The 24,093-nt window shown below is 44.0% G+C and carries 21 protein-coding genes, 1 tRNA gene and 1 riboswitch; of the genes, 8 read left to right on the forward strand and 14 right to left on the reverse strand.

The window, feature by feature from the left end; all coding sequences use genetic code 11:
* The 3 genes from FFR00_RS06730 to FFR00_RS06740 all read right to left on the reverse strand — a co-directional run.
* The coding region (locus FFR00_RS06730) for a valyl-tRNA synthetase (RefSeq protein WP_137672878.1) at window positions 1-86 on the reverse strand (86 nt) is incomplete at its 3' end.
* Between the two features lie 90 nt (window positions 87-176).
* Window positions 177-2,315 (reverse strand): phosphate acetyltransferase, encoded by a 2,139-nt coding sequence (gene pta, locus FFR00_RS06735; protein WP_137672625.1) that lies wholly within the window; start codon window positions 2,313-2,315, stop codon window positions 177-179.
* Between the two features lie 68 nt (window positions 2,316-2,383).
* Window positions 2,384-3,586 carry an acetate kinase gene (locus FFR00_RS06740; protein ID WP_137672626.1) on the reverse strand — a complete coding sequence of 401 codons (1,203 nt, stop codon included), beginning with the start codon at window positions 3,584-3,586 and terminating at the stop codon, window positions 2,384-2,386.
* A gap of 303 nt (window positions 3,587-3,889) precedes the next feature.
* Between FFR00_RS06740 and yfbV the strand changes: the two genes are divergently transcribed.
* Window positions 3,890-4,351 carry a terminus macrodomain insulation protein YfbV gene (yfbV, locus tag FFR00_RS06745; RefSeq protein ID WP_137672627.1) on the forward strand — a complete coding sequence of 154 codons (462 nt, stop codon included), beginning with the start codon at window positions 3,890-3,892 and terminating at the stop codon, window positions 4,349-4,351.
* Here the strand turns inward: yfbV and rlmA are convergent.
* The 4 genes from rlmA to FFR00_RS06765 form a co-directional block, all read right to left on the reverse strand.
* Window positions 4,339-5,136 (reverse strand): 23S rRNA (guanine(745)-N(1))-methyltransferase, encoded by a 798-nt coding sequence (gene rlmA / locus FFR00_RS06750; RefSeq protein ID WP_137672628.1) that lies wholly within the window; start codon window positions 5,134-5,136, stop codon window positions 4,339-4,341. The two genes, yfbV and rlmA, sit on opposite strands and share 13 nt — an antisense overlap.
* A gap of 30 nt (window positions 5,137-5,166) precedes the next feature.
* The gene (gene pflA / locus FFR00_RS06755) at window positions 5,167-5,907 is read right to left on the reverse strand and encodes a pyruvate formate lyase 1-activating protein (protein ID WP_137672629.1); all 741 of its coding nucleotides are present in this window, start codon (window positions 5,905-5,907) and stop codon (window positions 5,167-5,169) included.
* A 90-nt stretch (window positions 5,908-5,997) separates the two neighbouring features.
* Window positions 5,998-8,280, reverse strand: coding sequence for a formate C-acetyltransferase (gene pflB, locus FFR00_RS06760; protein WP_137672630.1), 2,283 nt, complete (start codon window positions 8,278-8,280; stop codon window positions 5,998-6,000).
* A 126-nt stretch (window positions 8,281-8,406) separates the two neighbouring features.
* On the reverse strand, window positions 8,407-9,948 hold the full coding sequence (locus tag FFR00_RS06765; RefSeq protein ID WP_137672631.1) for a DUF3360 family protein: 1,542 nt from the start codon (window positions 9,946-9,948) through the stop codon (window positions 8,407-8,409).
* 853 nt (window positions 9,949-10,801) lie between these two features.
* Here FFR00_RS06765 and FFR00_RS06770 point away from each other — a divergent pair.
* From FFR00_RS06770 to FFR00_RS06795, 6 genes are all read left to right on the forward strand, one after another.
* Complete coding sequence (locus FFR00_RS06770; protein ID WP_137672632.1) at window positions 10,802-11,572, forward strand: ABC transporter ATP-binding protein; 771 nt, start codon at window positions 10,802-10,804, stop codon at window positions 11,570-11,572.
* A 59-nt stretch (window positions 11,573-11,631) separates the two neighbouring features.
* Window positions 11,632-12,396, forward strand: a complete 765-nt coding sequence (locus FFR00_RS06775) for a transporter substrate-binding domain-containing protein (protein ID WP_137672633.1) — start codon at window positions 11,632-11,634, stop codon at window positions 12,394-12,396.
* 57 nt (window positions 12,397-12,453) lie between these two features.
* Entirely contained in the window at window positions 12,454-13,152 is a 699-nt protein-coding gene (locus FFR00_RS06780) for an ABC transporter permease (RefSeq protein WP_137672634.1), read from the forward strand.
* A 9-nt stretch (window positions 13,153-13,161) separates the two neighbouring features.
* Complete coding sequence (locus FFR00_RS06785; RefSeq protein WP_137672635.1) at window positions 13,162-13,881, forward strand: ABC transporter permease; 720 nt, start codon at window positions 13,162-13,164, stop codon at window positions 13,879-13,881.
* A gap of 53 nt (window positions 13,882-13,934) precedes the next feature.
* Window positions 13,935-15,077 (forward strand): beta-aspartyl-peptidase, encoded by a 1,143-nt coding sequence (gene iadA / locus FFR00_RS06790; RefSeq protein WP_137672636.1) that lies wholly within the window; start codon window positions 13,935-13,937, stop codon window positions 15,075-15,077.
* Window positions 15,078-15,154: 77 nt separating this feature from the next.
* Window positions 15,155-16,390, forward strand: coding sequence for a cystathionine gamma-synthase family protein (locus FFR00_RS06795; protein WP_137672637.1), 1,236 nt, complete (start codon window positions 15,155-15,157; stop codon window positions 16,388-16,390).
* A 58-nt stretch (window positions 16,391-16,448) separates the two neighbouring features.
* On the opposite strand, the gene FFR00_RS06800 is transcribed toward FFR00_RS06795, so the two are convergent.
* The 4 genes from FFR00_RS06800 to FFR00_RS06815 form a co-directional block, all read right to left on the reverse strand.
* On the reverse strand, window positions 16,449-16,928 hold the full coding sequence (locus FFR00_RS06800) for an FKBP-type peptidyl-prolyl cis-trans isomerase (protein WP_137672638.1): 480 nt from the start codon (window positions 16,926-16,928) through the stop codon (window positions 16,449-16,451).
* Between the two features lie 118 nt (window positions 16,929-17,046).
* Window positions 17,047-18,027, reverse strand: a complete 981-nt coding sequence (locus FFR00_RS06805; protein ID WP_137672639.1) for an ion channel — start codon at window positions 18,025-18,027, stop codon at window positions 17,047-17,049.
* A gap of 152 nt (window positions 18,028-18,179) precedes the next feature.
* A complete protein-coding gene (locus FFR00_RS06810; protein ID WP_137672640.1) occupies window positions 18,180-19,832 on the reverse strand; it encodes a tetratricopeptide repeat-containing response regulator in 1,653 nt (550 codons plus the stop codon).
* A 170-nt stretch (window positions 19,833-20,002) separates the two neighbouring features.
* A riboswitch (cyclic di-GMP riboswitch) is annotated at window positions 20,003-20,087 on the forward strand.
* A 292-nt stretch (window positions 20,088-20,379) separates the two neighbouring features.
* A tRNA-Tyr gene (locus FFR00_RS06815) sits at window positions 20,380-20,463 on the reverse strand.
* A gap of 165 nt (window positions 20,464-20,628) precedes the next feature.
* Between FFR00_RS06815 and FFR00_RS06820 the strand changes: the two genes are divergently transcribed.
* Window positions 20,629-21,159, forward strand: a complete 531-nt coding sequence (locus FFR00_RS06820; RefSeq protein WP_137672641.1) for a VC2046/SO_2500 family protein — start codon at window positions 20,629-20,631, stop codon at window positions 21,157-21,159.
* An 11-nt stretch (window positions 21,160-21,170) separates the two neighbouring features.
* Here FFR00_RS06820 and purU read toward each other — a convergent pair whose 3' ends face one another.
* Genes purU through FFR00_RS06835 form a run of 3 tightly spaced genes read right to left on the reverse strand, consistent with a single transcriptional unit; the run spans window position 21,171 to window position 24,073 of the window.
* A complete protein-coding gene (gene purU, locus FFR00_RS06825; RefSeq protein ID WP_137672642.1) occupies window positions 21,171-22,007 on the reverse strand; it encodes a formyltetrahydrofolate deformylase in 837 nt (278 codons plus the stop codon).
* Between the two features lie 28 nt (window positions 22,008-22,035).
* Window positions 22,036-22,548: a YchJ family metal-binding protein gene (locus FFR00_RS06830; protein ID WP_137672643.1), complete on the reverse strand. Its 513-nt coding sequence runs from the start codon at window positions 22,546-22,548 to the stop codon at window positions 22,036-22,038.
* Window positions 22,549-22,600: 52 nt separating this feature from the next.
* The gene (locus tag FFR00_RS06835; RefSeq protein ID WP_161985112.1) at window positions 22,601-24,073 is read right to left on the reverse strand and encodes a DUF3369 domain-containing protein; all 1,473 of its coding nucleotides are present in this window, start codon (window positions 24,071-24,073) and stop codon (window positions 22,601-22,603) included.
* Window positions 24,074-24,093 lie beyond the last annotated feature (20 nt).

The following is a 24,093-nucleotide window of genomic DNA, read 5'->3' on the forward strand; positions in this document are numbered from 1 at the left end:
TCGATGCGCGCTACAACACCTAATTTAAAGGCTAAGGTGTAATCTCGTTGTGTGCGCTTACGGCTTGAGTTAATGGGTGTTGTCATAAAGAAGTCCTCTTTATGTCAACCTATTTCCGGACGGGACAGCAGGTATAAAAAAAGCCGATCTAAGATCGGCTTTTTAGAACGGTGTATTTACACCTTTCTTTGACCTGCTTGAATTGCAGTGAGGGCGATGGTGTAAACAATGTCGTCTACCAAGGCACCACGTGACAAATCGTTCACTGGTTTAGCCATACCTTGCAGCATAGGACCAATGCTGATTAAGTCAGCACTGCGCTGTACCGCTTTGTAGGTGGTGTTACCGGTGTTTAGATCTGGGAAGATAAACACCGTAGCTTTACCAGCTACAGGGCTGTTTGGCGCTTTACTCTTGGCTACGTTTTCCATAATGGCTGCATCGTATTGCAATGGACCATCAATGATGAGCTCTGGGCGACGCTCTTTAGCAATTTTGGTGGCTTCGCGCACTTTTTCAACGTCTGAACCAGAGCCTGAGCTACCAGTAGAGTAGCTGATCATTGCTACGCGTGGCTCGATACCAAAGGCTTCAGCAGACTCAGCAGATTGAATCGCAATATCTGCTAGCTGCTCAGCAGTTGGGTCTGGGTTAATTGCACAGTCACCGTAAACCAATACTTGATCAGGCAATAGCATGAAGAAGATTGAGCTTACTAGGTTGTAACCTGGTGCTGTTTTAATTAACTGAAGCGGCGGACGAATTGTATTTGCTGTGGTGTTAACCGCACCTGATACTAGGCCATCAACTTCGTCGTTGGCTAACATCATTGTACCGAGTACAACGTTGTCTTCTAGTTGCTCTTTAGCAACCACTTCGGTTAGGCCTTTGCCTTTACGAAGCTCAACCATTGGTGCAACGTATTTGCCTTGGATTTCTGCTGGGTTGAAAATTTCAACATTTTCACCCAATACCACACCTTGCTGGCTCGCGGTGCGTTGAATGACTTCAGGGTTACCTAGCAATACTGGGCGAGCAATACCGCGCTCAGCACAAATAGCTGCAGCAGCAATAGTACGTGGCTCTTCACCTTCTGGTAGAACAATGCGTTTGTTAGCATTGCGCGCCATTTCTGTTAACTGGTAACGGAAAGCCGGCGGTGATAAACGGCGAGCTCGTGCAGAAATAGCCGTGAGTGACTCAATCCAATGTTTGTCGATGTGACCAGCAACGTAATCTTGAACCAGCTCAATACGCTGAGAGTCGTCAACAGGGATTTCTGCATTAAAGCTTTGCAGAGCTAGTGACGTTTGCCAAGTGTTTGAGTTAATTAACATTACTGGTAAGCCAGTAGCAAAAGCACCTTCACACAACTTGAGTACTTGAGGCTCTGGTTGGTAACCGCCAGTTAGCAGTAGTGCACCTACTTTAACGCCATTCATGGCTGCCAAACAGGCAGAAACAATCACGTCTGAACGGTCGCCTGATGTGACTAATAAGCTGCCCGCATTAAAGTGCTCAACCATATTTGGAATACTGCGGGCACAGAATGTAACGCGGCCTAGGCGAGTATCCATGTCACCTTCATTGATGACGGTGGCATTTAAGTGGTTGGCTAAATCTTTAGCACGAGGCGCAACCAGCGGGGCGTTCCAAGGAATACACCCTAGAATGCGTAGCGGGCTTTTGCCAAACATTTGCAGAACTTCAAGGTTGGTTGAATGGTCTGATTTGTTATCAAACATTTCAGTAAGATCGGGGCGAGTAATTTCGTGCTCGTCGATCGGGGCGCCAACCTTGTTGATGATACAGCCAATGATGCGTTTGTTTTTCAAGCCGCCAAAGTTGTTACATGCGATTTCCATGCGTTCTTTAAGCTGCTGAGAAGTATCGCTGCCAGGGTTTGTTACAAACACCATGTCAGCATCGAGTGCTTTAGCAATACCGTAGTTTACGTTGGTGGCGTAAGGAGATTCTGAGGTTGGAACTAAACCTTCTACTACCACTATTTCGGCGTTAGACGTGGCAGAGTTGAAGCGTGCAACAATACCTTCTAGCAAATCGTCGATATGGTTTCCGCTGATTAGGTTTTCAGCATAAGCCTGAGTGAAGGGTTCAGGAGGAATAATATTTGACGCTTGGCGAATGATTGCAGTAGAACGTTCAGCGCCTTTTTCGCGGCTTTTTGGCTGCGCAATGGGCTTAAAGAAATTGACGTTTACACCATTGCGCTCCATGGCGCGAACCATACCAAGACTGACTGATGTAACACCAACACCCACGCCAACTGGGATTAACATAATTGTACGAGCCACGGCTGTACCTCTTAAGTTAAGTAATAGAACAAGGCTAAGCCACGCTTAGCCTTGATAATGAATGTGTATTAAGCCTGGGTTAACGCAACAGCATCTTGCGCAATAACCATTTCTTCATTGGTTGGAATAACCAAGATTGGTCGGCTTGAACTCGTACCAATATTACCTGAATTACCAAAACGTGCATCTAAGTTGCCTTGCTCGTCTAGGGTAAAGCCTAAAAGGCCGAGTTTTTCGATGGTGAGTTTACGTACTAAGGCCGAGTTTTCACCAATACCACCAGTAAAGACAAGTGCGTCTAACTTGCCATCCATTGCTGCCGCGTAAGACATAATGCTTTTTGCTAAGCGGTAGGTAAATACGTTCATTGCACGTATTGCTGGCTCTTTGCCTTCGCCATAACCTTCTTCAGCAAAACGACAGTCGCTGCTTGCTTCAGTAAGACCCATAAGGCCAGACTGTTTATGAAGCATGTTGTTAACTTCTTTTAGGGTGTAACCTTCGCGATCTACAAGGTGGAAGATAATCGCCGGGTCGATGTCGCCACTACGTGTACCCATCACCAAACCTTCTAACGGTGTTAAGCCCATGCTGGTATCAAAGCTAAGACCATTTTTAACTGCACAAATTGATGCGCCATTACCTAGGTGAGCGGTAATAACGTTGGTTTGTTCGATAGGCTGATCCAACATTGCAGCGGCTTCACGCGATACGAACAAGTGGCTGGTACCGTGCATGCCGTAACGACGGATGCCTTTTTCGCGGTATAGCTTGTAAGGCAGTGCGTACAAGTATGAGCTTTCTGGCATGGTTTGGTGGAAGGCGGTGTCAAATACAGCAACGTGAGGCTGTTGTGGGAAACAAGCTTGAGCTGCTCGAATACCAATAAGTGCTGCAGGGTTATGTAAAGGTGCTAGACCTGAACACGCTTCGATGCCTTCAACCACTGCTTCATCGATAATAGCTGACTTAGTGAATTTTTCGCCGCCGTGTACAACTCGGTGACCAACAGCAACAATATCGTTTAAGATTTCTGGGCTTGTTTCTAGAATATTTTTTACAATATATTCGATCGCTTCGCGGTGAGCTGAATAAGCACCAAGGCTTGCTTCGTTTTTTTCACCTAGCGCTTTCCATTTAAGGCGCGCATCTTCCAGATTAAAACATTCTGCTAAACCAGAAATAATCTCTTCGCCACTTACTGCGTTAAGCACAGCAAATTTTAGAGAAGAACTACCACAGTTAAGAACGAGTACCAGCTTGTTGCTCATTTATAGACACCTGTTGTTGAATTTGTTCAATTATAGACAGTGGAAGAAAAAACGTTGGGCATAGCGAGACACGTTCCTTCCTCAAAAATTCTACCTCTCACCAAGCCAAATTAGATTTGACCTAGTGCCATGGTCTCAATCAAGCTACACTTAACAAATAAGCTGATCTATATGAAACCGTTTGCCAAGGTTATGATAACCGAAAGCATGTTTTAATCATATATGTCATACTAATAACTAGACGAAAATGTAAAAAAATTACTAGTTTATTGGTTTAAGTCAATTTTAGGTCGCGAGGTGCCCATGGGCAAATTCTCTGAAATGTTAAATGATGGGCGCGAGTACATGAAACGCTGGCCTAACCAGCGAGTACTGGCTCCGATATTTCCCGAGAATAGAGTTATATTTGCTACTTCTTTAGCAATGAAAACCATGCCAGCGATTGCGGTGGTGACTGTAATGATGCCATATATGGCTAATTTGACTGAAATATTACCACAATCTGTGTTGATGGCGACGGTGATATTTTTGATGCCTTTGCATGGTTTATATTGGTTGGGGCGTAGAGCTAATTCTCATTTACCCCCTAGCTTAGCTAACTGGTATCGTGACTTGCATCACAAGTTAGCAGAGGCTGGTGAGAGTATTACCCCGGCGGTTACTCAGCCCCGTTATGCTGAATTAGCTGATTTATTAAGAAAAGCGTTTAAGCGTTTTGATAAGAGTTTTGTATTAGCTGATGAGCTAGATAATCAGTCACGCTGATATATTTGTAATACAAACTCGAAGTTCATTTCAAACTCACTTTGTGCAGCTAACTGCTGCTCTAGTTGTTGATTCTTCTTCCAAGCGAAGGGGGTCATCATGCACAAAGCCTCCATATCTTGGCGATTTAACACTGCCTCTTCAGCTATTTTTTTCTGCTCCACCAAGCGCCAACCTTGCATGGTTTCTGCCTGCTCTGAATGGGCTTGTAGCTCTTTGTATAATAGCTGGCGTAGTTTGGATAAATGCTGAGCCCCAGGCACAACTTTAAGTAAGTAAGCTCCCGGCTTGCTTACCCGTAATAGTTCTTGTTCGTCGCTAGGTGCAAATACGCGCATAACACAATCAACACTATTATCTGCAATAGGAAGGCGATGATTGCTGGCGACAAAAAACTGTGCCTGTTGGCAGCGTTTGGCCGCCATTCTTATGCCATCTTTGGCAATGTCTATGCCCGTGACAGACTCCGCTTGTTTTTGCCCTTGGCAAAGAGCGTCAGTGTAATAACCTTCGCCGCAGCCAATATCCAAGATATGTTGCACTGAGAATGGCGTAAGCGCTTGGTTGATGGCCTTAGCCAAAAATGCAAAATGCCCTTGGTTTAGAAAATGCTGACGTGCCTGCAGCATTGCTTTGCTATCACCTGGCTGCTTTGAGTGTTTGTGCTGTACCGCCAATAGGTTGGTATAACCTTCTTTGGCTTGATCAAAACAATGGCCATTTTCACAGGACCATTGTTTGTGTTGTTTGCTCAAAATAGCTTGGCAAATCGGGCAGATTATCATTTACGCAGTAACCTTTGTGTCGAGAAAGCGCTAGTAAATCACTTTTGAGTGGTACTGCAATAAAATGTCTTTGATGGTTTCCATGGTTTCTTTACTCGGCGGTTTAACACCCGCAAGTGGGTAGTCTTCTCCCATGGCGGTCCATTTATGTTTGCCTAGTTCGTGGTAGGGCAGCAGTTCAATTTTTTCTACGTTATCGAAAGGTGCTAAAAATTCACCGAGATCATGGGCCGATTGCTCATCATCGGTAAAGCCCGGCACAACCACATAACGTAGCCACGTTGTCTGGCCAATTTTGTGTAGGTAGCGAGCAAAGTCTAAAGTACGTTTGTTACTTACACCAACGAGATCTTGGTGAACATCATCGTGGATCTGTTTGATGTCTAGCATGACTAAATCAGAGACTTCCAACAGCTCATCAATAACTTCGGTATGCTTGCGCACATAACCGTTGGTATCTAAACAGGTATGAATACCTTGTTCTTTACACGCTCGGAATAAATCACGCACAAACTCAGCTTGTAAAATGGCTTCGCCTCCGCTGGCGGTTACACCACCACCACTGGCGTTCATAAAACGTCGATAAGGGGTAAGGTCATTCATTAAGTCACTGACGCTGACTTCTTTACCGTCGTGTAAGTCCCAAGTGTCTCGGTTATGACAATACTGGCAGCGCATTAAGCAACCCTGCATAAATACAATAAACCGGATCCCTGGTCCATCAACGGTTCCGCAAGACTCAGTAGAATGAATTCGCCCAATCTTTGACATTTGTTTCTCCAAAAAAAAACCTTGCCCAAAAACTTGGGCAAGGTTAATTATAACCGTAGTCTCTGCTAAGCAGAACTACTTAACGTTCAATTAGATACTTTGTGTGAAAGTACGTGTAATTACGTCTTGTTGTTGCTCTGGCGTTAGTGAGTTAAAACGCACTGCGTAACCAGAAACGCGAATGGTAAGCTGAGGGTATTTCTCAGGGTTTTCCATTGCATCAACTAACATTTCACGGTTCATCACGTTAACGTTTAAGTGTTGGCCACCTTCAACGTCAGCATTGTGATAGAAGTAACCATCCATCAAGCCCGCTAAGTTAGATTTTTGAGTATCGTCGTCTTTACCTAGTGCATTTGGCACGATAGAGAAAGTGTATGAGATACCATCTTGTGCGTTAGCAAACGGCAGTTTAGCAACCGAAGTTAATGATGCTACTGCACCTTTCTCGTCACGACCGTGCATTGGGTTAGCACCAGGAGCAAAAGGAGCACCTGCTTTACGACCATCAGGAGTAGTACCTGTTTTCTTACCGTATACAACGTTAGACGTAATAGTAAGAACTGACTGAGTAGGAATCGCGTCACGGTAAGTTTTAAGCTTACGGATCTTAGTCATGAAGCGGTTTACTAGGTCTACAGCAATATCATCTACGCTATCGTCATTGTTACCAAATTTAGGGTAGTCACCCTCAATGTCGAAATCAACAGCGATACCGTCTTCATCACGAATAGGCTTAACTTTAGCAAACTTAATCGCAGACAGTGAGTCAGCAGCAACCGATAGACCAGCAATACCACAAGCCATTGTACGGCGAACGTCACGATCGTGAAGAGCCATCAATGATGCTTCGTAGCTGTACTTGTCGTGCATGTAGTGAATACAGTTAAGTGCGGTCACGTACTGCTCAGCTAACCAATCCATGAATGTGTCTAAGCGACCCATTACATCGTCGTAGCTTAATACTTCGTCAGTGATCTTGTCAGACTTAGGACCAATTTGAATCTTAAGCTTCTCGTCTACACCGCCGTTTATTGCGTAAAGAAGAGTTTTAGCTAAGTTGGCACGAGCACCGAAGAACTGCATGTGTTTACCAACAACCATTGGCGATACACAACAAGCAATTGCGTAATCATCGTTGTCGAAGTCACTACGCATTAAGTCATCGTTTTCGTACTGGATTGACGACGTATCGATAGATACTTTGGCACAGTATTTCTTAAAGTTAATCGGTAATTGCTCAGACCATAGAACAGTAATGTTCGGCTCTGGAGAAGGACCCATTGTGTAAAGTGTGTTCAAGAAACGGAAAGCTGTACGGCTTACAAGTGTACGACCATCGGTACCCATACCACCCATTGATTCTGTTGCCCAGATTGGGTCACCAGAGAACAAGTCATCGTATTCAGGAGTACGTAGGAAACGAACCATACGTAGCTTCATTACCAAGTGATCGACTAGCTCTTGAGCTTCAGACTCAGTTAGCGTACCAGCTGCGATGTCGCGCTCGATGAATACGTCTAAGAAAGTGGTAGTACGACCAAACGACATTGCAGCGCCGTTTTGAGATTTAACTGCGGCTAGGTAGCCGAAGTAAGTCCACTGAACTGCTTCTTTAGCTGTAGTTGCTGGACCAGAGATATCACAACCGTATTTAGCTGCCATTTCTTTGATTTGAGCTAAAGCGCGGTGTTGCTCGCTGATCTCTTCACGAAGCTTCATTGTTGCTTCAAGATCGGAACCGTTTACAAAGTCAGCTTCTAGAGAGCGGTGCTGTTTAACTTTGTCAGCCATTAGGAAGTCAATACCGTAAAGTGCTACGCGACGGTAATCACCAATAATACGACCACGACCATATGCATCTGGCAAACCAGTTAAAACGCCAGACTTACGGCATTTCATGATAGAGCCTGTGTATACGTCGAATACACCTTGGTTATGTGTCTTACGGTAGTCTGTGTAAATCTTGCTTACCATTGGATCTAATTCGCGATCGTAAGCTTTACAAGAACCTTCAATCATACGAATACCGCCGTTAGGGATAATCGCACGTTTTAGTGGCGCTTCAGTTTGAAGACCAACAATTGTCTCAAGATCTTGGTTGATGTAACCCGCATCGTGAGAAGTGATGGTTGAGATAACTGAAGTATCGAAGTCTACCGGCGAGTGAGTGCGGTTTTCTTCTTTAATGCCTTCCATAACTTTGTCCCAAAGCTGATCCGTAGCTTCGGTTGCGCCAGCTAGAAAGCTTTCATCGCCTTCATATGGAGTGTAGTTAGCTTGAATAAAGCTACGAACGTTAACTTCATTTTGCCATTCGCCGGCTGTAAAGCCTGCCCAAGCACTAGCAAAAACATCGTTCTTCTCTGCCATTTTTTGTCCCACCTATAAGTTGGTATACAAATGAATATTCTATGGTTTAACCAATAGTCGTTATGCGGCTATTGCTGTTCTTGGAACAAGTATAGTGCTTGTTCCAAGAGGTAAAAAACTTTAACTCTATAGTAGTGCTGGAATACCGTATTTGCCTTCCAACATACCTACCGCCATCATGGCGACAAAACAAATCAACAATACTGATGCTGGGATAATGATACGGTCCGCAAACGATAGTTTCTTCGGACGTTCTTTATCACCAATCAAACCGTTGTTATCAAGTAACATGGTTAGTGCCCAAGCCAATACTGGGTTAGTTACCGCAGCTGCAAAGATACATATACCAGCAGATTGTGAATCTTTAGTATCTTTAATCATTTGCATACCGGCTTCTAGTAGCGGCAAGAATACACCTACTAATAATGCAATCTTCATTACTGGAGGCCATACAGCCACATCCATTGGGAAACCTAAGATTGCAATAATGATACACAATGAACCTAACAAAATTGCGCCGCCAGGAATTGGGCGTTTAGCAATGGCTGCAGGAATCATGTAAGTCCCCCAGCTAGAAGTGATGTTACCGCCACCTACTGCTGTACCTACGATTTGACGTACAGAACAGGTCGTCATGGTGTCATCTACATCCATTAGTACTTTGTCTGTACCGCGTGGGTAGTTTAACTCTTGGAAAATACGGTGGCCTAAGAAATCAGGAGACCACATTGCTACCGCTAAAATAGCGAACGGTAATGAAGCAATAAAGTGTTCTGCATTAGGTAAACCTAACTGCCAACCTTGCTCAGTAGAGCCCCACCAGTAAACAGGGTTTAGGTTTGGTAAGCCCATTTCTGTTTTAAAGGTAAGGTCGAAACCAGCACCGAAGGCTAAGGCAATCACTAGACCCATTACCGCACAAGCTGGAATAGCTAACCAACGCTTACCTACTTTAGCTAAGAATGCGTACAGCACGATGGTAGCGGCTAATACCACTAAGCCCACATAACCCATTTCGCCCACTGCAATACCTGCGTCAACAGATTCTAGCCCTTTCGCCCATGATTGAATGTCGCCAATCATTGACATGGTGCCGCCAAAACCTAAGAACACCAATAAGCCGCCGGCTACCCCTTCACTGGTTAAGTTCACCAGTTTAGAACCACCTTTAAAGAAACTTAATAGTAAGCCGAATACGCCCAACAGAATCGCTAAGGCCAGTGGGTGAGCACCCGCTAAAGCAATCGCACCAATTAATGGAATCATTGGTCCGTGGTTACCGGCTAAGTTCGCCCGTGGATTAAATATCCCAGAGGCCAATACACAGAATAGTAATGCTGGAATAAGCATTTCTACTCGCGCCACTTCAATGGCGAACTCAGTCCCTAGGTTGATGTGATCCCAGCGCTCGGTTAATCCGTCTGCCCAAGCCATCATTACTGCAGAGTACATGGCGATAATACCGATAGTACCGGCAATGGCTGGAACCAAATCTTCCCATTCAAAGCGGAAGTCACGACCTGGTAAATTTAAACCCCAACGACGAGGTTTCATGATTTGTAGTTCGTGGTCTAAGTAATCAGAGCGAGTTTCAAATTCAGAAGCAGGGCGGTGTGCTTCGGAATAACTCAGCTCTTCGTCTTGAGACTGGTGGTTGTTACTAGACATAGTTTCCTCAAAAACAAAAAATAAAAACTGATTAATCGCAGATGCTTAAGTTAAGTAGCTTTAAGCCTGAGATCCTTCTCACTGGCGATAATCGTCTCAACAGGACGAGCAACATATAAAGATAGTGAGTATAAAAAGTGAAATAACTGCATGCAGTTTAGCGTAAAAAGTGCAGTGGGTAACTGTAGTAAAGAAACATTAAAGAAATACAAAATACGGCGACGATTAAGCGGCGAAGCGCTGTTTGCTATGTCCGTTCTTTTGCTGTTTGCTACCACAACATCTGCCTTCTACTTTAGTTAGCGAAATTGTATCAAAGTAAGCAAGTTTTGGAATTTGATCTACATCAAAAAAGCCCATAATTTGTGTAATTTTACTACTTTTTTGTGGGTTTTGCGGGATGAAATTCTGCTTAATTCTGATTATTCTGTAATTTACTTACTAAAGTTGTGGTTGTTAGACTGAGAGCCAAGTCACTTAAATAAACTTCTAATACAGGCTGTTTTTTACAAAAAAATAACAATTCTTTGGGGCGTGTTAGCTTACACCCGCAAAAACCGTAATAAGCTAAAATTTTGAGCTAAGATTCTAAAACTGAAAATAAATGCGCTAGCTTGGCTTGTGAGCATATAACTATGCAATCTGCTTGAATATAAAGATGCTAACAATTTGGCTTATTAGGGTGTTTTGTAATCATAAGAGCGCTAGATGCCCCATAAAATGTTGAGTTTTGTCTTTTGCGGTGATACTTTTTGTTGGGTTGAACGTGTAACAAATGATTTAACAATCGTACGCGCCTCAGGAATTAGGCATGGTTGCTGCTAGCAGTCATTAACAAGGTAAAAAAATAACTATGAGTGAAGTGGCTGCGCTAGAAGCTTCAAATATCCACAAGGTATTTGGTGATAATGAAGTACTAAAGGGCATTGACCTTACAGCAAACAAAGGCGACGTAATTTCTATTATTGGCTCTTCGGGCTCTGGTAAAAGTACTTTTCTACGTTGTATGAACTTACTTGAGATCCCCACTCAAGGCGAAATTTTGGTTCATGGTGAGCAAATTGGCTTTAAGCATTTGCGTAACGGTGAACGCTTACCTTCCGACAATAAGCAAGTTGAACGGATTCGTTCTCGGCTCTCAATGGTGTTCCAAGGGTTTAACCTGTGGTCACACATGACGGTATTAGAAAACATTGTTGAAGCCCCCATTAACGTATTAGGTATCCCCAAAAAAGAAGCCACAGAGCACGCTGAAAGTTTGTTAGAGCGGGTCGGTTTGTACGATCGCAAAGATTACTACCCCGCGCACATGTCTGGTGGTCAGCAGCAACGGGCGGCGATTGCTCGTGCCTTAGCCATGAATCCCGAAGTGATGCTATTTGATGAACCCACGTCCGCATTAGACCCTGAACTAGTGGGCGAAGTGCTTAAAGTGATGCGCAGCCTGGCAGAAGAAGGCCGCACCATGTTAGTGGTTACTCATGAAATGGCCTTTGCACGTGATGTCTCTAACCAAGTACTGTTTCTTCATCAAGGTATTGTTGAAGAACGAGGCTCACCGAAAAAAGTTTTTGAGAACCCAGATTCTGAGCGTATGAAGCAATTTCTAGCGCCAAAATACTAAAATTATAAATATGGAAGACAAGCGTTTATTCGCTTAAAGCAAACAACACGGAGTAACACATGAAAAAAACACTAGTCGCGATGATCGGTGCTATTGCACTAAGCACCACAGCAGTTGAAGCAAAAGATTGGGAAGTTGTACGTTTAGCAGTAGACGTGCCTTACGAACCATTTGAGTATAAAGCGCCAGACGGCTCTCTAACGGGTTTCGAAATCGATCTAGGTAATGCGGTTTGTGAAGAAATGAAAGTGAAGTGTGAGTGGGTTATTCAGGCATGGGACGGCATTATTCCAGGTTTGTTAGCACGTAAATATGATGCGATTTTCTCATCAATGTCGATTAACGAAGAACGCGCTAAAAAAGTACTATTTTCAGAAGCTTACTACAACACGCCTACTGGCTTCTTTGGTCCACAAGCTAGCGCGGTTGATCCAGCCAAGCCAGACACACTTAAAGGTCTACGTGTAGGTGTTCAGCGCGGTACTATTCAAGATACTTACGCTACCGACAACTACTCAAAAGTTGCTGACATTAAGCGTTACACCACTGGTGATGACCTAGTGGTTGATTTACACGGCGGCCGTTTGGACGTTGTTGTTATCGATTTCCCTGTAGGTGTAAGTACTATTCTTGAAGTAGAGAAGGGTGCTGAATTTAAAGTACTTGGCGACAACGTACAATTGGGTGAAGGCGTTGGTGTAGCTGCACGTAAGCGTGACGGCCAATTGATTGAAATGTTCAATAAAGCCTTAGCTACTGTTAAAGCTAACGGTACTTACGACAAAATTAACGACAAATACTTCGAATACAGTATTAAAAAGTAAGCCTTGCACTACCATTAACCCGAGCAATGCTCGGGTTAACTTTCTAAGAGACTCATTATGTTAGATCTTCATGGTTACGGCCCTTCCATATTTATGGGGGCAATTATCACTATCGAAGTGGCCTTCTTATCATTGGCGGTAGCATTGGCTTTAGGAATGCTAGCCGCGGTAGCGCGTTTATCTAAAAATCGAATTGCGAATTTTATCGCTGTGGCTTATACCACCATTATTCGCGGTGTACCTGATTTGGTCTTAATGCTACTCATCTTCTTTGGTGCTCAAATCGGCGTTAATGCTGTTTCTGATTGGGTATACGACAATTTTGATATTGAATACTACATAAATATTAATGAGTTTGTCGCCGGTGTAACAACCATTGGGTTTATCTTTGGCGCTTATATGGCGGAAACTTTTCGCGGAGCATTTTTAGCGGTAGATAACGGCCAGATAGAAGCAGGCAAGGCTTATGGGATGAGTGCCATACAAGTGTTTCGGAGAATTACTGTGCCGCAAATGATGCGCCATGCCATTCCGGGGATTGGCAATAATTGGCTGGTGCTGGTTAAAACCACTGCCTTAGTGTCGGTGATTGGTTTGGCTGACATGGTACGCTTAGCTAAAGAGGCTGCCGGTGCAGTGCATGAACCTTTCTTATTCTTTATTCCGGTAGCATTTGTTTATCTTGCGCTGACCAGCGTGTCTGAAATTTTCCTCAAGCGTTTAGAGATTCGATTTAGCGCTGGAACGGTAAGGTAGGCGATTATTATGTATGAAACTATCGAAAACTTACTCGCCAACAACGACATTTTCACCCTCACTACGGTTCTAGGTTATTGGGACGGTTTAGTTATGACCGTGCAGTTAGTCTTTTTATCATTGATTTTGGGTTTGATTCTAGCAGTACCGCTAGCCATTCTTCGCGCCTCAGATAATGTGTTAGTTAGTCGCAGTGTGTGGCTATTTACTTATGTATTTCGCGGTACGCCGTTGTTGATTCAGCTCTATATTATTTATTACGGCGTAACCTACATTGAAGGCATTCAAGAGTCGATGTTCTGGCCAATTGTGCGAGAAGCCTTCTATCCATGTTTATTAGCCTTTGTTCTGAATACGGCTGCATACACCACCGAAATCTTCCGTGGCGCGATTGTGGCTACACCACGCGGCGAGATTGAAGCGGCTAAAGCTTACGGTATGTCTGATGCTAAAGCGATGACGCGTATTATTTTGCCTAGTGCTTTGCGTAGAGCATTACCCGCCTACAGCAACGAAGTTATCTTTATGCTGCACGCTAGCTCGATTGCCAGCATTGTTACTATTATTGATTTAACCGGTGCCGCTCGCGATGTTTATGCCAAGTATTACGCCCCGTTTGAAGCATTCACTTTTGCTGCATTGATTTATCTCTGTGTCACTTTTTTACTGGTGTTTGGATTTAAGCAGTGGGAAAAACGTTGGCACCGCCATTTACGGCCATTAAGTTAATTATAGAAAGGGGCGAAAGCCCCTTTTTTTATCAGCTCAACAAGAATCATATTATGCTTACTCTGCTTAAAAATGCTCAGCTCTATTCGCCAAGTCCAAGAGGTAAAATGGACTTACTGATCGCTAATGGAAAAATTGCTGAAATTGCTCCTCACATAGAGCTTAAAAGTAACTCGGCACTGTTCTCCACCTTGGATTTGGCTGGCGCAATTTTAGCGCCGGGGTTTGTTGACGCGCTAGTGCATTTTACTGGCGGTGGCGGTGAGGGTGGTTTTGCTTATCGTACCGCTGAGTTAAGTTTTGATGAAGCCGCACCTACGGGGGTGACCACTTTGGTCGGAGCCTTAGGTACCGATAGTGTCACCCGCAGTCCCGCACAAGTGTTGGGAAAGACACGTGAGTTAACGGCACAGGGTTTGAGCTGTTATTGCTACACTGGCTCTTATCATTTGCCAGTGAAAACCATCACCGGCTCGATTGAGCAAGATATCGTACTCATTCCCGAAATGATTGGGGTGGGTGAAATTGCTATTGCCGACCATCGAGCCAGCCAAGCCTCGGTTCAAGCCTTTATTGAAGTGGCCGCCGAAGCGCGCGTTGCAGGCTTATTAGCAGGTAAAAAAGGCATCAGTTTTTTCCATGTTGGTGACGGCAAAGGAAAACTGAGCATGTTAAGAGAGATTATTAAGCAATCCGACTTATCAGTCACTCAGCTTTACCCTACACATTGCAATCGCAATCAAGCCTTGTTTAACGACGCCTTAGCTTTTTTGAATGAAGGTGGCGCCATCGATTTCACTACCAGTACTATTCCGCAGTTTATCGAAGAAGGCGAGGTAAGTTGTCCTCAAGCGCTTAAAACCATTGTTGATAAAGGCTTAGATTGGCAACGGGTGAGCTTTAGCTCCGACGCCAATGCGAGTTTGCCTCTATTCAATTCAGAAGGTGAATTAGTGGGCATGCAAGCCGGTAAACTCGAGAGTTTGTATGGAGCGGCGAGACAAGCTGTTCAGGACTATGATGTTCCTCTAGAGGTTGCTTTGTCGGTGATCAGTGCCAACCCTGCTAAGATTCTGGGGCTTACTAATAAAGGCCAGCTTGCCAAGGGATTTGACGCCGACATGGTGGTATTGAACCCCGATACACTAGAGATCAAGCAAGTGATTGCTAAAGGCCAGAGTATTTGGGCTAAATAAGCCAAGTGCCTCGGGTCGTTTTTGGCTAAGGGCTAGGGCATAATAGCTTCAATTGGATTTTTAGCAGAAGTAGCCCTATGACGTTTAAAGGATTTACTACCCAGTTGGTACATTGCGACCGCTTAGCTGGTGTAGAAGACGGCGCAGTACATGCACCTATTCATAACTCAGTGCCTTATGGATATGCTGCCACTCAAGATTTAGTTGATGTATTTCAAGGCAAACAAATAGGGCATGCTTATGCTCGTCAATCTACTCCTACCTTAGATTACCTGCAGCGCAAAATTGCCATGTTAGATGACAGTATAGGCTGTTTAGTATTTGGTACTGGTATGGCAGCAATTGGCACAGTATTTCTTACTCTGTTAAAAGCGGGGGATCACATTGTTGCTAGCCGCTTCTTGTTTGGCAATACCAGCAGCATTTTTGGCACCTTAAAAGGTTACGGAATCGAAGTAACTTTGGTTGATGCCACCAATGCAGATGCGGTAGAACAGGCTTGCCAAGCTAACACCAAAATGGTGTTTGTAGAAACCATTGCTAACCCTGCAACTCAAATTGTTGATTTAGCGGGTATCGGCGAGCTTTGCCAGCAACGTGGTTTGCTTTACGTGGTAGACAATACCCTAACGTCTTCTTATTTGTTCCAGCCAAAAACAGTAGGCGCTAGCTTAATCGTTACTTCGTTATCCAAGTATGTGGGTGGCCATGGCAATGCGTTAGGCGGTTCGGTAAGTGATACTGGCTTATTTGATTGGACGAATTACCCCAACATATTTGAAGGTTATCGTAGCGGTGACCCTAAAATGTGGGGCATTAATCAGATTAAGAAAAAAGGCCTGCGTGACTTTGGTGGCGCCCTTTGCTCGCAAACGGCTCATCTGTTGTCGGTTGGGGCGGAGACAATGGCGTTACGTATGGAGCGCCAATGCGCCAATGCGCTAGCCTTAGCTAAGATGCTGGATGCTCACCCTAAAGTGGCCAAGGTGTATTACCCTGGTCTGGAACAACATCCGCAACATCAGCGTGCAAATGACTTGTTCAAGCATTTTGGCGCGTTAGTGAGTTTTGATTTAGTTGACGGAATTGATTGTGCAGCGTTTTTAGATAAAACTGAAATTGTGATTAATGCCACCCACCTTGGTGACAATCGCACACTCGCTTTGCCGGTAGCTCAAACTATCTATTTTGAAATGGGTTTAGCTGCTCGCCAAGAGTCTGGTATTAGTGAAACAATGATCCGTTGCTCTATTGGTATCGAAGACACCGAAGACTTACTGGCTGATTTTTCTCAAGCGCTTGCGCAGTTTTAGTCTGGTAGAGGTTGTTTGAATAAAAGGCCTTGGCAATGCCAAGGCTTTTTTATGGAGTTTATTTGGTGTCGATGGAGATGAGCTCTACATCGAAAACCAGGGTTGAACCCGGTGGGATAGAAGCCACGCTGCGGTCGCCATAGGCCAGCTGACTAGGAATGAAAAAGCGGAATTTTTCGCCAGCACTCATGTATTGCAAACCCTCTGTCCAGCCGGCGATTACTTGACCTAAAGGAAATTGAGCTGGGCGGCCGCGATCAACTGAGCTATCAAAGACCAGCCCGCTTAATAAGGTGCCGTGATAATGTACCGTTACGGTACTGTTGGCCGATGGCTTTTCATCACTATTAACCACATCTTCCAATACTTTATATTGCAGGCCGGAGTCAGTGGTAACAATGCCGTCTTCTTGGCCGTTTTTACTTAAGAAATCTTGGCCTAATTGGCGGTTTTGTTTAGTGGCTTTTGCGCTGTTATTGGCGCGTAAAATAAACAAGATTACAAATATCGCCAGCACCGCCAGCACAACAAATTTCAATGTATTGATCCTTCTCTGTTTTTATTGCTAACCAATGATTAGCGGAAAGCTTAGCCTAAGACTAAGCCAAAACGCTTCATTTTTGTAGATTGATTTGTGGTGGTTTTTTCTAGGGTGGTTAGCGGGTCATTTTTTTTACAAATACCACTACAAAAAGCGCAATAATAAAACTTCCGCTAAAGGCCTCAATTGCGGCAAAAATACGTGAAAAACCTACTGGGGTAAAGTCGCCGTAACCAAGGGTGGTAAAGGTGACCACGCTGTAATACAGACACTCAAAAAACGCGACAATATTGTGTCCAACGCTTTGGCTTAAGTCTAAAGATACGACATTGCCGTTAAAATGAATCCCGGTAAAAAAGTAGACTACTGCACAACTTAAAATAATTAGTAGGGAGGTAAGTACAACCCTCATTGGTTGTTCACCATAACCACACACTAAATCCACCAGTTTTGAGATGGCGCGCTTATAAGAGTATTTGGGCATTTGATAGCGGCGCATGGTGAGTTCTTTTTTTAGAAATATCCCTGCGGTGGTAAACAAGCCTTCAGATTCAGCGGTTTTGCGTAAACAGCGGTAAACTTCTTCGGCCTGCTGGTAGTAGTCTGCCATTGCATCTTTGTCTTGCTGCTTCTCTGCTGCGCTGCCAAGCTGTTCTTGCAGCACTTTTTCTCCCACACAAAGGCTATCGCATTTACACAAGTCCATTTTTGCACCCAGCAAGTTGGTTTTGGTTAGGTTGGCATGATTGAGGTTAGCATCACGTAGGTCGGCTTTCATTAAGCTGCCATGTTGCAGGTTAATGTTGAATAGGTGGGCACCTCTTAGGTTGCTACGATAAAGGTCTACGCCGGTCATGTCGTAGCCTTGTTTATTGTTGTAATTGACTAAATCGATGCCTGCTAGGTTGGCTTTTTTTAAACTGATACCACGCAGCATTCCGCCGCGTTTCGCGTAGCTTTCGAGCTTTTCTTTTATCTCGTCACCGCTTTTATCTTCGTCTGGATCATGCCAGAAACACAAACCACTGCTTAGGGCTGGCTCTGTACAGTTTGCACCAGAGCTGTCTTGATATAAACATTCAGAGCATTTTGCCATTGCTTGTAAATTCCTGTCGCTTACCAACAAACTGATTATTAGCTAGTTTTTAAGCTTGCTTAATCATAAGTGTATTGCAAAAGCGGGATTTTGCGAGCGTGGCAGCACTAGCATGTTTAAGGACTTTGGCGGTGCTTATTGTCGCGCAATGGTTATTTGTTTTTGCTACCTAGTTGCTGAAACTCACTTTTCAGGGTTGAGTAACGTTCGGCGTGGTTATCGTTGAGTTTCAAGCCGTCGAGAAGCTTAATTGTGGTTTTACAGTCGGTGAGCAGTTGGCCACTAATGCCTTTTTGTGATTGGTTTAATTGTTTAAGTATCGCTTGGATCTTATTGAGAATGGCACCAGTGTTGCCTGGGGCCACTTGGAGCGCTTTGTCAAAGAAGTTAGTGGCTTCAATGTAGCGACTCTCTTCATAAGCCTCGATACCCATTTTATTGTATTCGCGGAACTGGCCTAGTTTCAATTCAAAATCTTCAGCTCTCAGTACTTTTTGGGCCGAAGAGAGTGAAATCGGGTCTATATCAGCTCGTTTTTCTAACTCTTCAGCAAAGGGCATCGCATATTCAAACTCACCCACTGAGTTCAACGTTAGAAAGGTATCGGGTAACAGTTCGCCACTTACTTTACTGGGCTCTTCTAACAAGCCTTCGTGACTATCAAATAGTAAGCGCTTGGCTTTGTTCATTTCGCCTTTAGTGGCATGTACACGAGCTTGGCTAATGCCTTCAAAGGCGTCAAAGTTAAAGTCTTCGTCTTTACCTTCTTCACGGCGGGCGTGAAATAGCACCGAGTTTACTTCTTGTAGCAGGCGGTTTTTACGGTATAAGTCATCTTCATTCTGGGCTTCATCAATCAGGCTACGAACGTAATTACATAGATGATGTGGACCACGGTGAATGGAGCGTCGCGCTAACTGTAAAATGGTAGAGAAGGTTTCTTTAGCTAAGGTAAGGTCACCTGCTTCCATGGCGAGTTCGGCCAACAACTGTTGGCGTTCGATACTGTTTACTGCCAGCTTTGAGGCTTTAAGCACCGTTTCCAATGCTTTGTCGGTTTCGCCTTCGGCGCGATAGGCGCGGGCTAACCAGTCGTAACCAGTAAGTAATAGCGGGCTTTCGGTTACCGAACGGCTAAGTGTATTAATTGCGCTTTTATTGTCTTTAAGTAACAAATGCACTCGGCCAAGTGTTGCCTTAGCCCAAGTTTGTTTGCGTTCTTCAAGTATGGTTTCAAGAGCCACTTTGGCGGCTTCAAATTCACCTAAGGCAATTTGTGCTTCTACTCGCATGTTGCGGCAATAATTAGTGTAGCGACTTTCTGCTTCAATCTGTTGATCACATAGCTCAATGACTTTGTTGTAGTCTTTCTTCGCTAATGCTTGGAAAACTTCACGCAGGCTTTGGCGTTTAACATGGGCTCTGGCTAAGCGATTATGTAATTGAAACTGCGAGAAGGGTTTAGTGATAAATTCATCGGGTTCCATCTCTAAAGCACTTAGCACCATGCTTTTGTTGTTATCACCGCTAATGATAAAAAATAGAGCGTCTACTTCTAATAGTTGGCTAACTCTTAGCTCTTCAAGTAATTGGCCACCGTTTTTGCCGGTGCCTAAATTGTAATCAACCAACAAAATGTCAAATTTTCGTTTACGACAGGCTCTTACTGCTGCTTCACCAGTATTGGCAAAAAAAACATCGTTTGCGCCAAAATTTTGCAACATAGCCTTAAGCATGACCTGAAACGCTCGTTGGTCATCAACAATAAGTATTTGCTTCCCGCTGTAATTGTATTGCGCTGCCATTTATGAGTTTTCTGATCACTTTTCGCTATCCTAGCATAAGTTTATCTCGGTTAAAGCAGAGAAGGGCGCAGAGAGTTAGTTGAGTAATACTATCGTTTATTTGATCTTGCCAAACTGGCCGGAATTGATTTAATATTAATCTGTTGGTGAGACTTTTGGTCTCACCAACGCTGAGTCAAAGCCAAACTTGGAGTGATCCAAGGTCGGAAAGTTACAGATCTTAAGGCTTATCCTTAAGATGGCTGGACCGCCTTAGTTGAGTGGTTAGATTTGCACAATGTATGTCTTTCTACTTAGTAAGTTAGTCTATTTACCGTTTATTACTTTCCGTATTTGGTTGGAACGCCAAGCTAAAATTAGCTTGGCGTATTTGTTTCTCTTCTCCTTTCGCCCATTCATTTCAGTTTATTCTCGCCTGCAATAGCTCTTATCTAACTTGAGCTGTGTTTTTCTGTGTCTGTTGGTTTTGATCAAGCGAAGATGTGACGATTGGCATTTATTGCGGGCATAAAAAAAGACACCCTAAGGTGTCTTTCTTTAACAAATATGGTGGAGGGAGGTGGATTCGAACCACCGAAGCTTTCGCGACAGATTTACAATCTGTTCCCTTTGGCCACTCGGGAACCCCTCCTGCTTGTGGAGCGGCATATTACCAGAACAAAGTGGGCTGTAAAGTAAAAATAAGCAGATTTTTACTGACTGACTACTGTTTGCTTATTATCTGCGCGTTTGATGCGAATAGACTAAAGTTTTGGCTTGCTTTTCCGATAGCTAGAGAGAGAACCGGAGGGGCAATATGTTAGTTGAACAAATTAGAAATAGCAGCTTATGTGACGAACTGCAGTTGGGCGATACGCTTAACCAAAGTACCGCTCATGGTGAGCAAGCGCGTTTTCATTTGTTACTAAGCATGTTGAGCCAAAACGTTTGTGACCAAGCTCAGTTTTCGATGCAGAAGCAAAATCGAGAGCAAATTCAACAAAGCCTTCGAGATAAGTTTCAATTAGCGAGTCGACGCCCCTTGTTGGCACAAGACGATGAGTTTGCAGTGCAAGCCAATTGGAGCAAGAGAGCGCAAGCGGGGGATATCAGCAGTATTCGCTTAGAGCAAGCTTTAGGTGGTTATGCAGCCTATGCTGATGACAGCGTTGAAGGCGTGCCCGTTGAAGTCATCAATAACGTGGACTTACTCACACGTTTAAAGCACTCAGTAGCCAAGCAACCTAACCAGCAAGAAGTAGATACTGAAGTGAAAGGCGTGGATATGTATAAGGTACTAAGTGACTTTGATTACTCAAAGCCACTTAAGGTGCAGTATTTTAATTAAAAAATGCTTAATTAACGAAATACCACGGTACGATTTCCGTAGACAAAAACTTTCTCGTCTAATACTTGCTGCAGGGCTTTACTTAATACCGCTTTCTCAACATCACGTCCCGCTTTAGCCATTTCTTCAGCGCTGTATGAGTGATCCACATGAATGACATGCTGTTCAACAATCGGCCCTTCATCTAAGTCGTTGTTTACGAAGTGAGCAGTAGCGCCAATAATTTTCACACCACGGTCGTAAGCCTGTTTATAGGGCTTAGCACCAATAAACGCTGGCAAGAATGAGTGGTGGATATTCAAAATTTTGTTATTGAACGCTTCTACAAAGGCTGGCGTAAGAATACGCATGTATTTAGCTAATACTACGTAGTCTGGCTGGTATTGTTGAACTACTTCAATCACTTGTTGCTCATGTTCTTCGCGGCTTAAATCTACATGGCTAATGTGATGGAAGGGAATATCGAACTTTTCAGTCAGGGTTTGCAGGCTATCGTAGTTACCAACTACCGCGGCAATCTCTACGTCCATGTCTCCGTATACCGCTTTCATTAGCAAGTCACCCAAGCAATGGGCTTCTTTAGTCACCATGATCACGATGCGTTTACGGCCTGCGCTTTCTAATCGGCGAATACTACCAGCAGGTAAAGCGCCGTCTAAATCGGCTAACAGGGTTTTATCGTTAAAGTAGCCCTCTAGCTCGGTGCGCATAAAGAAACGGCCGGCAGCATTATCAACAAACTCGTTGTTTTTAATGATATTAAGTTGGTGCTTAGCACAGATGTTGGTAATGCTCGAAATTAAGCCTTTGGCATCTGGGCATTCGGTTAAAAGGATTTTTCTTTCCATTGTCTTTTCGATTTATTCAGTTTTAAAGTTAAGATTTCTTACAGCACTGCTTTAGCTTTTTGCCGCTATTACAGGGGCATTTAGCATTGCGAGCCAAAGACTTAGGCGCAAATTCGCCATCGGTATAAAACCAGCGCTCTTGGCTTTTTACAAAGTTAGAACGCTCGTGCAAAATGTTTAACTGATCATGTTCTTGGTAATAGGCTTTAAATTCCACTATGCCAGCTAGGCCATTGGTAAGGTGGCAGCTAAAGAGAATTTGTAGCTTCTTCCATTGATTTTTTTCGTCTTCGCTAAAGGCGCTAGGCGCATCACCTTGACGAAAATCAGGGTGGTGGGTTTGCCATAGATAGTTAGCATCTCCAAGTGTGAAGGCGGTGTAGCGCGAACGCATTAATTGCTCGCAACTAACAGGCTTGGAAGTACCGTTTATAAAAGGCTGGCAGCACTGATGAAAATCACTACTGCTGCCGCAAGGGCAAAGTAACACCGGAAGACCCCAAATTTGACCAAGGGCGAAGTGTAGCAAGAAGCTGCCCATAAGGCAGCTTAATATTGGTTAGAGTTTACACATTGATGAGCTAAATTTGCGCTTAGATAAGGTTATTAGTCGCATATGTTGCTAATTGCGGGTCAAAGCGCTGGCCTGCGCGTTGTTCAAGCTGCTGCTGTAGTTGCTCACTGTTGCTGTACTCAGCCAAAAATACCGCCAGTGCAATGATTCGAGCGAAGGGGTGGATAGCTTCGGCAGCTAGGCCTAAAGGCTGGCCGCTACCATCCCAATATTCTTGATATTGGTTCGCCACTATTAAGGCGGCGTCTATTATCATTTGTACGCTGGGATCTTGAAGATACTCAGGTAAGCCGCAGTGCTCAGAAATTCTATTCCAGCTATCTTTATTTAGCATATTACAGCTGAGCAGTACGTCGGGCAGGCCCACATTGGCTAAATCATAAAAGCCTGCAATTTGGCGCAGGTAAAGGCACTCTTGAGGATTTAGCTTTAACGCGGGCGCTAGCTGCTCACAGTTGTTTTCAATAGTGCGCTGTAACTCTGTTTTAGGGCGTTCGCTTTGAATACTTTGGTAGATCATTTCGACTAGCTGTAGTTGACCGTGAGCCAATTGCTTTTGCAATTGACGGTTCTCTAATCGTACCGAGGTACTTTGAATATAAAAGCTTAAGGGTTCGAATTGCGGCTGATCTTGCTCTGTCCAACCTTCTAAATAAAACATCATTGGCTCGCTATCACTATTCGCTAAATAAAACAGCGCATTACCTTCTGCGTATTGATGTTGTTGAGTTTGTTGAACTTGGTTTATCAGGTTTTGGATCCGATTGGGGAGTTCATGTAGATTGTGAATTTCTTTTAAATAGTCCAACTTACCTTGGCTATGTAAAACACATAGTTTTGAGCGATAAACGCTAATCGCCATTCCACTAATAGAGACATTATTAAGTTGTTTGCTAAGTAAACTTGATAGCTCTTCAAAGGCACTGGTAGCCAGCTTTTGTTCATTTTCACAATTGGCTAAGTGACTAGAAGAGTTTATCACCGCACGTAGGTTGTTGCGTTGCAAATGTAGCTCAGTGATTTCTTGATAAGCCCTCAAAGAAGCACACATTAAGGTGTCTAAATTTACATCACTAAGCTCGGTTTTATTTTTGTAATCACTGACATCATATCGACGAATAACATCTCTAATAGGCGCTAAACCGGGTTGGCCAGTCCGCAAAATAAGACGGATTTCGTGATTATTTAAACGCTGACGAATATCATCAATCAACAGTAAACCTGCGTCATCACTTTCCATCACTACGTCTACTAAGGCGATTGCTACGTCGGCATGGTTGCTGAGTAGCTCGTAAGCTTCGGCGGCGTTGTAGGCATCAATAAAGGTCAGTTTTCGCTCTTGGTAAGAAAAATTATTAAGCACTAGCTTGGTTACCGTGTGCATCTCGCTGTCATCATCAACAATGAGCACCTTCCAAGGCGTAAGCTCTATTGAGTCATTGGCGGCTTCGTCTTCTTCATCAAACAAAAATAGCTCTGCACTATCATCCATCGCGACGCTCCCCACAAATA

It is taken from the genome of Agarivorans sp. Toyoura001 (genome assembly GCF_005405585.1).
Classification (GTDB): Bacteria; Pseudomonadota; Gammaproteobacteria; order Enterobacterales; family Celerinatantimonadaceae; genus Agarivorans.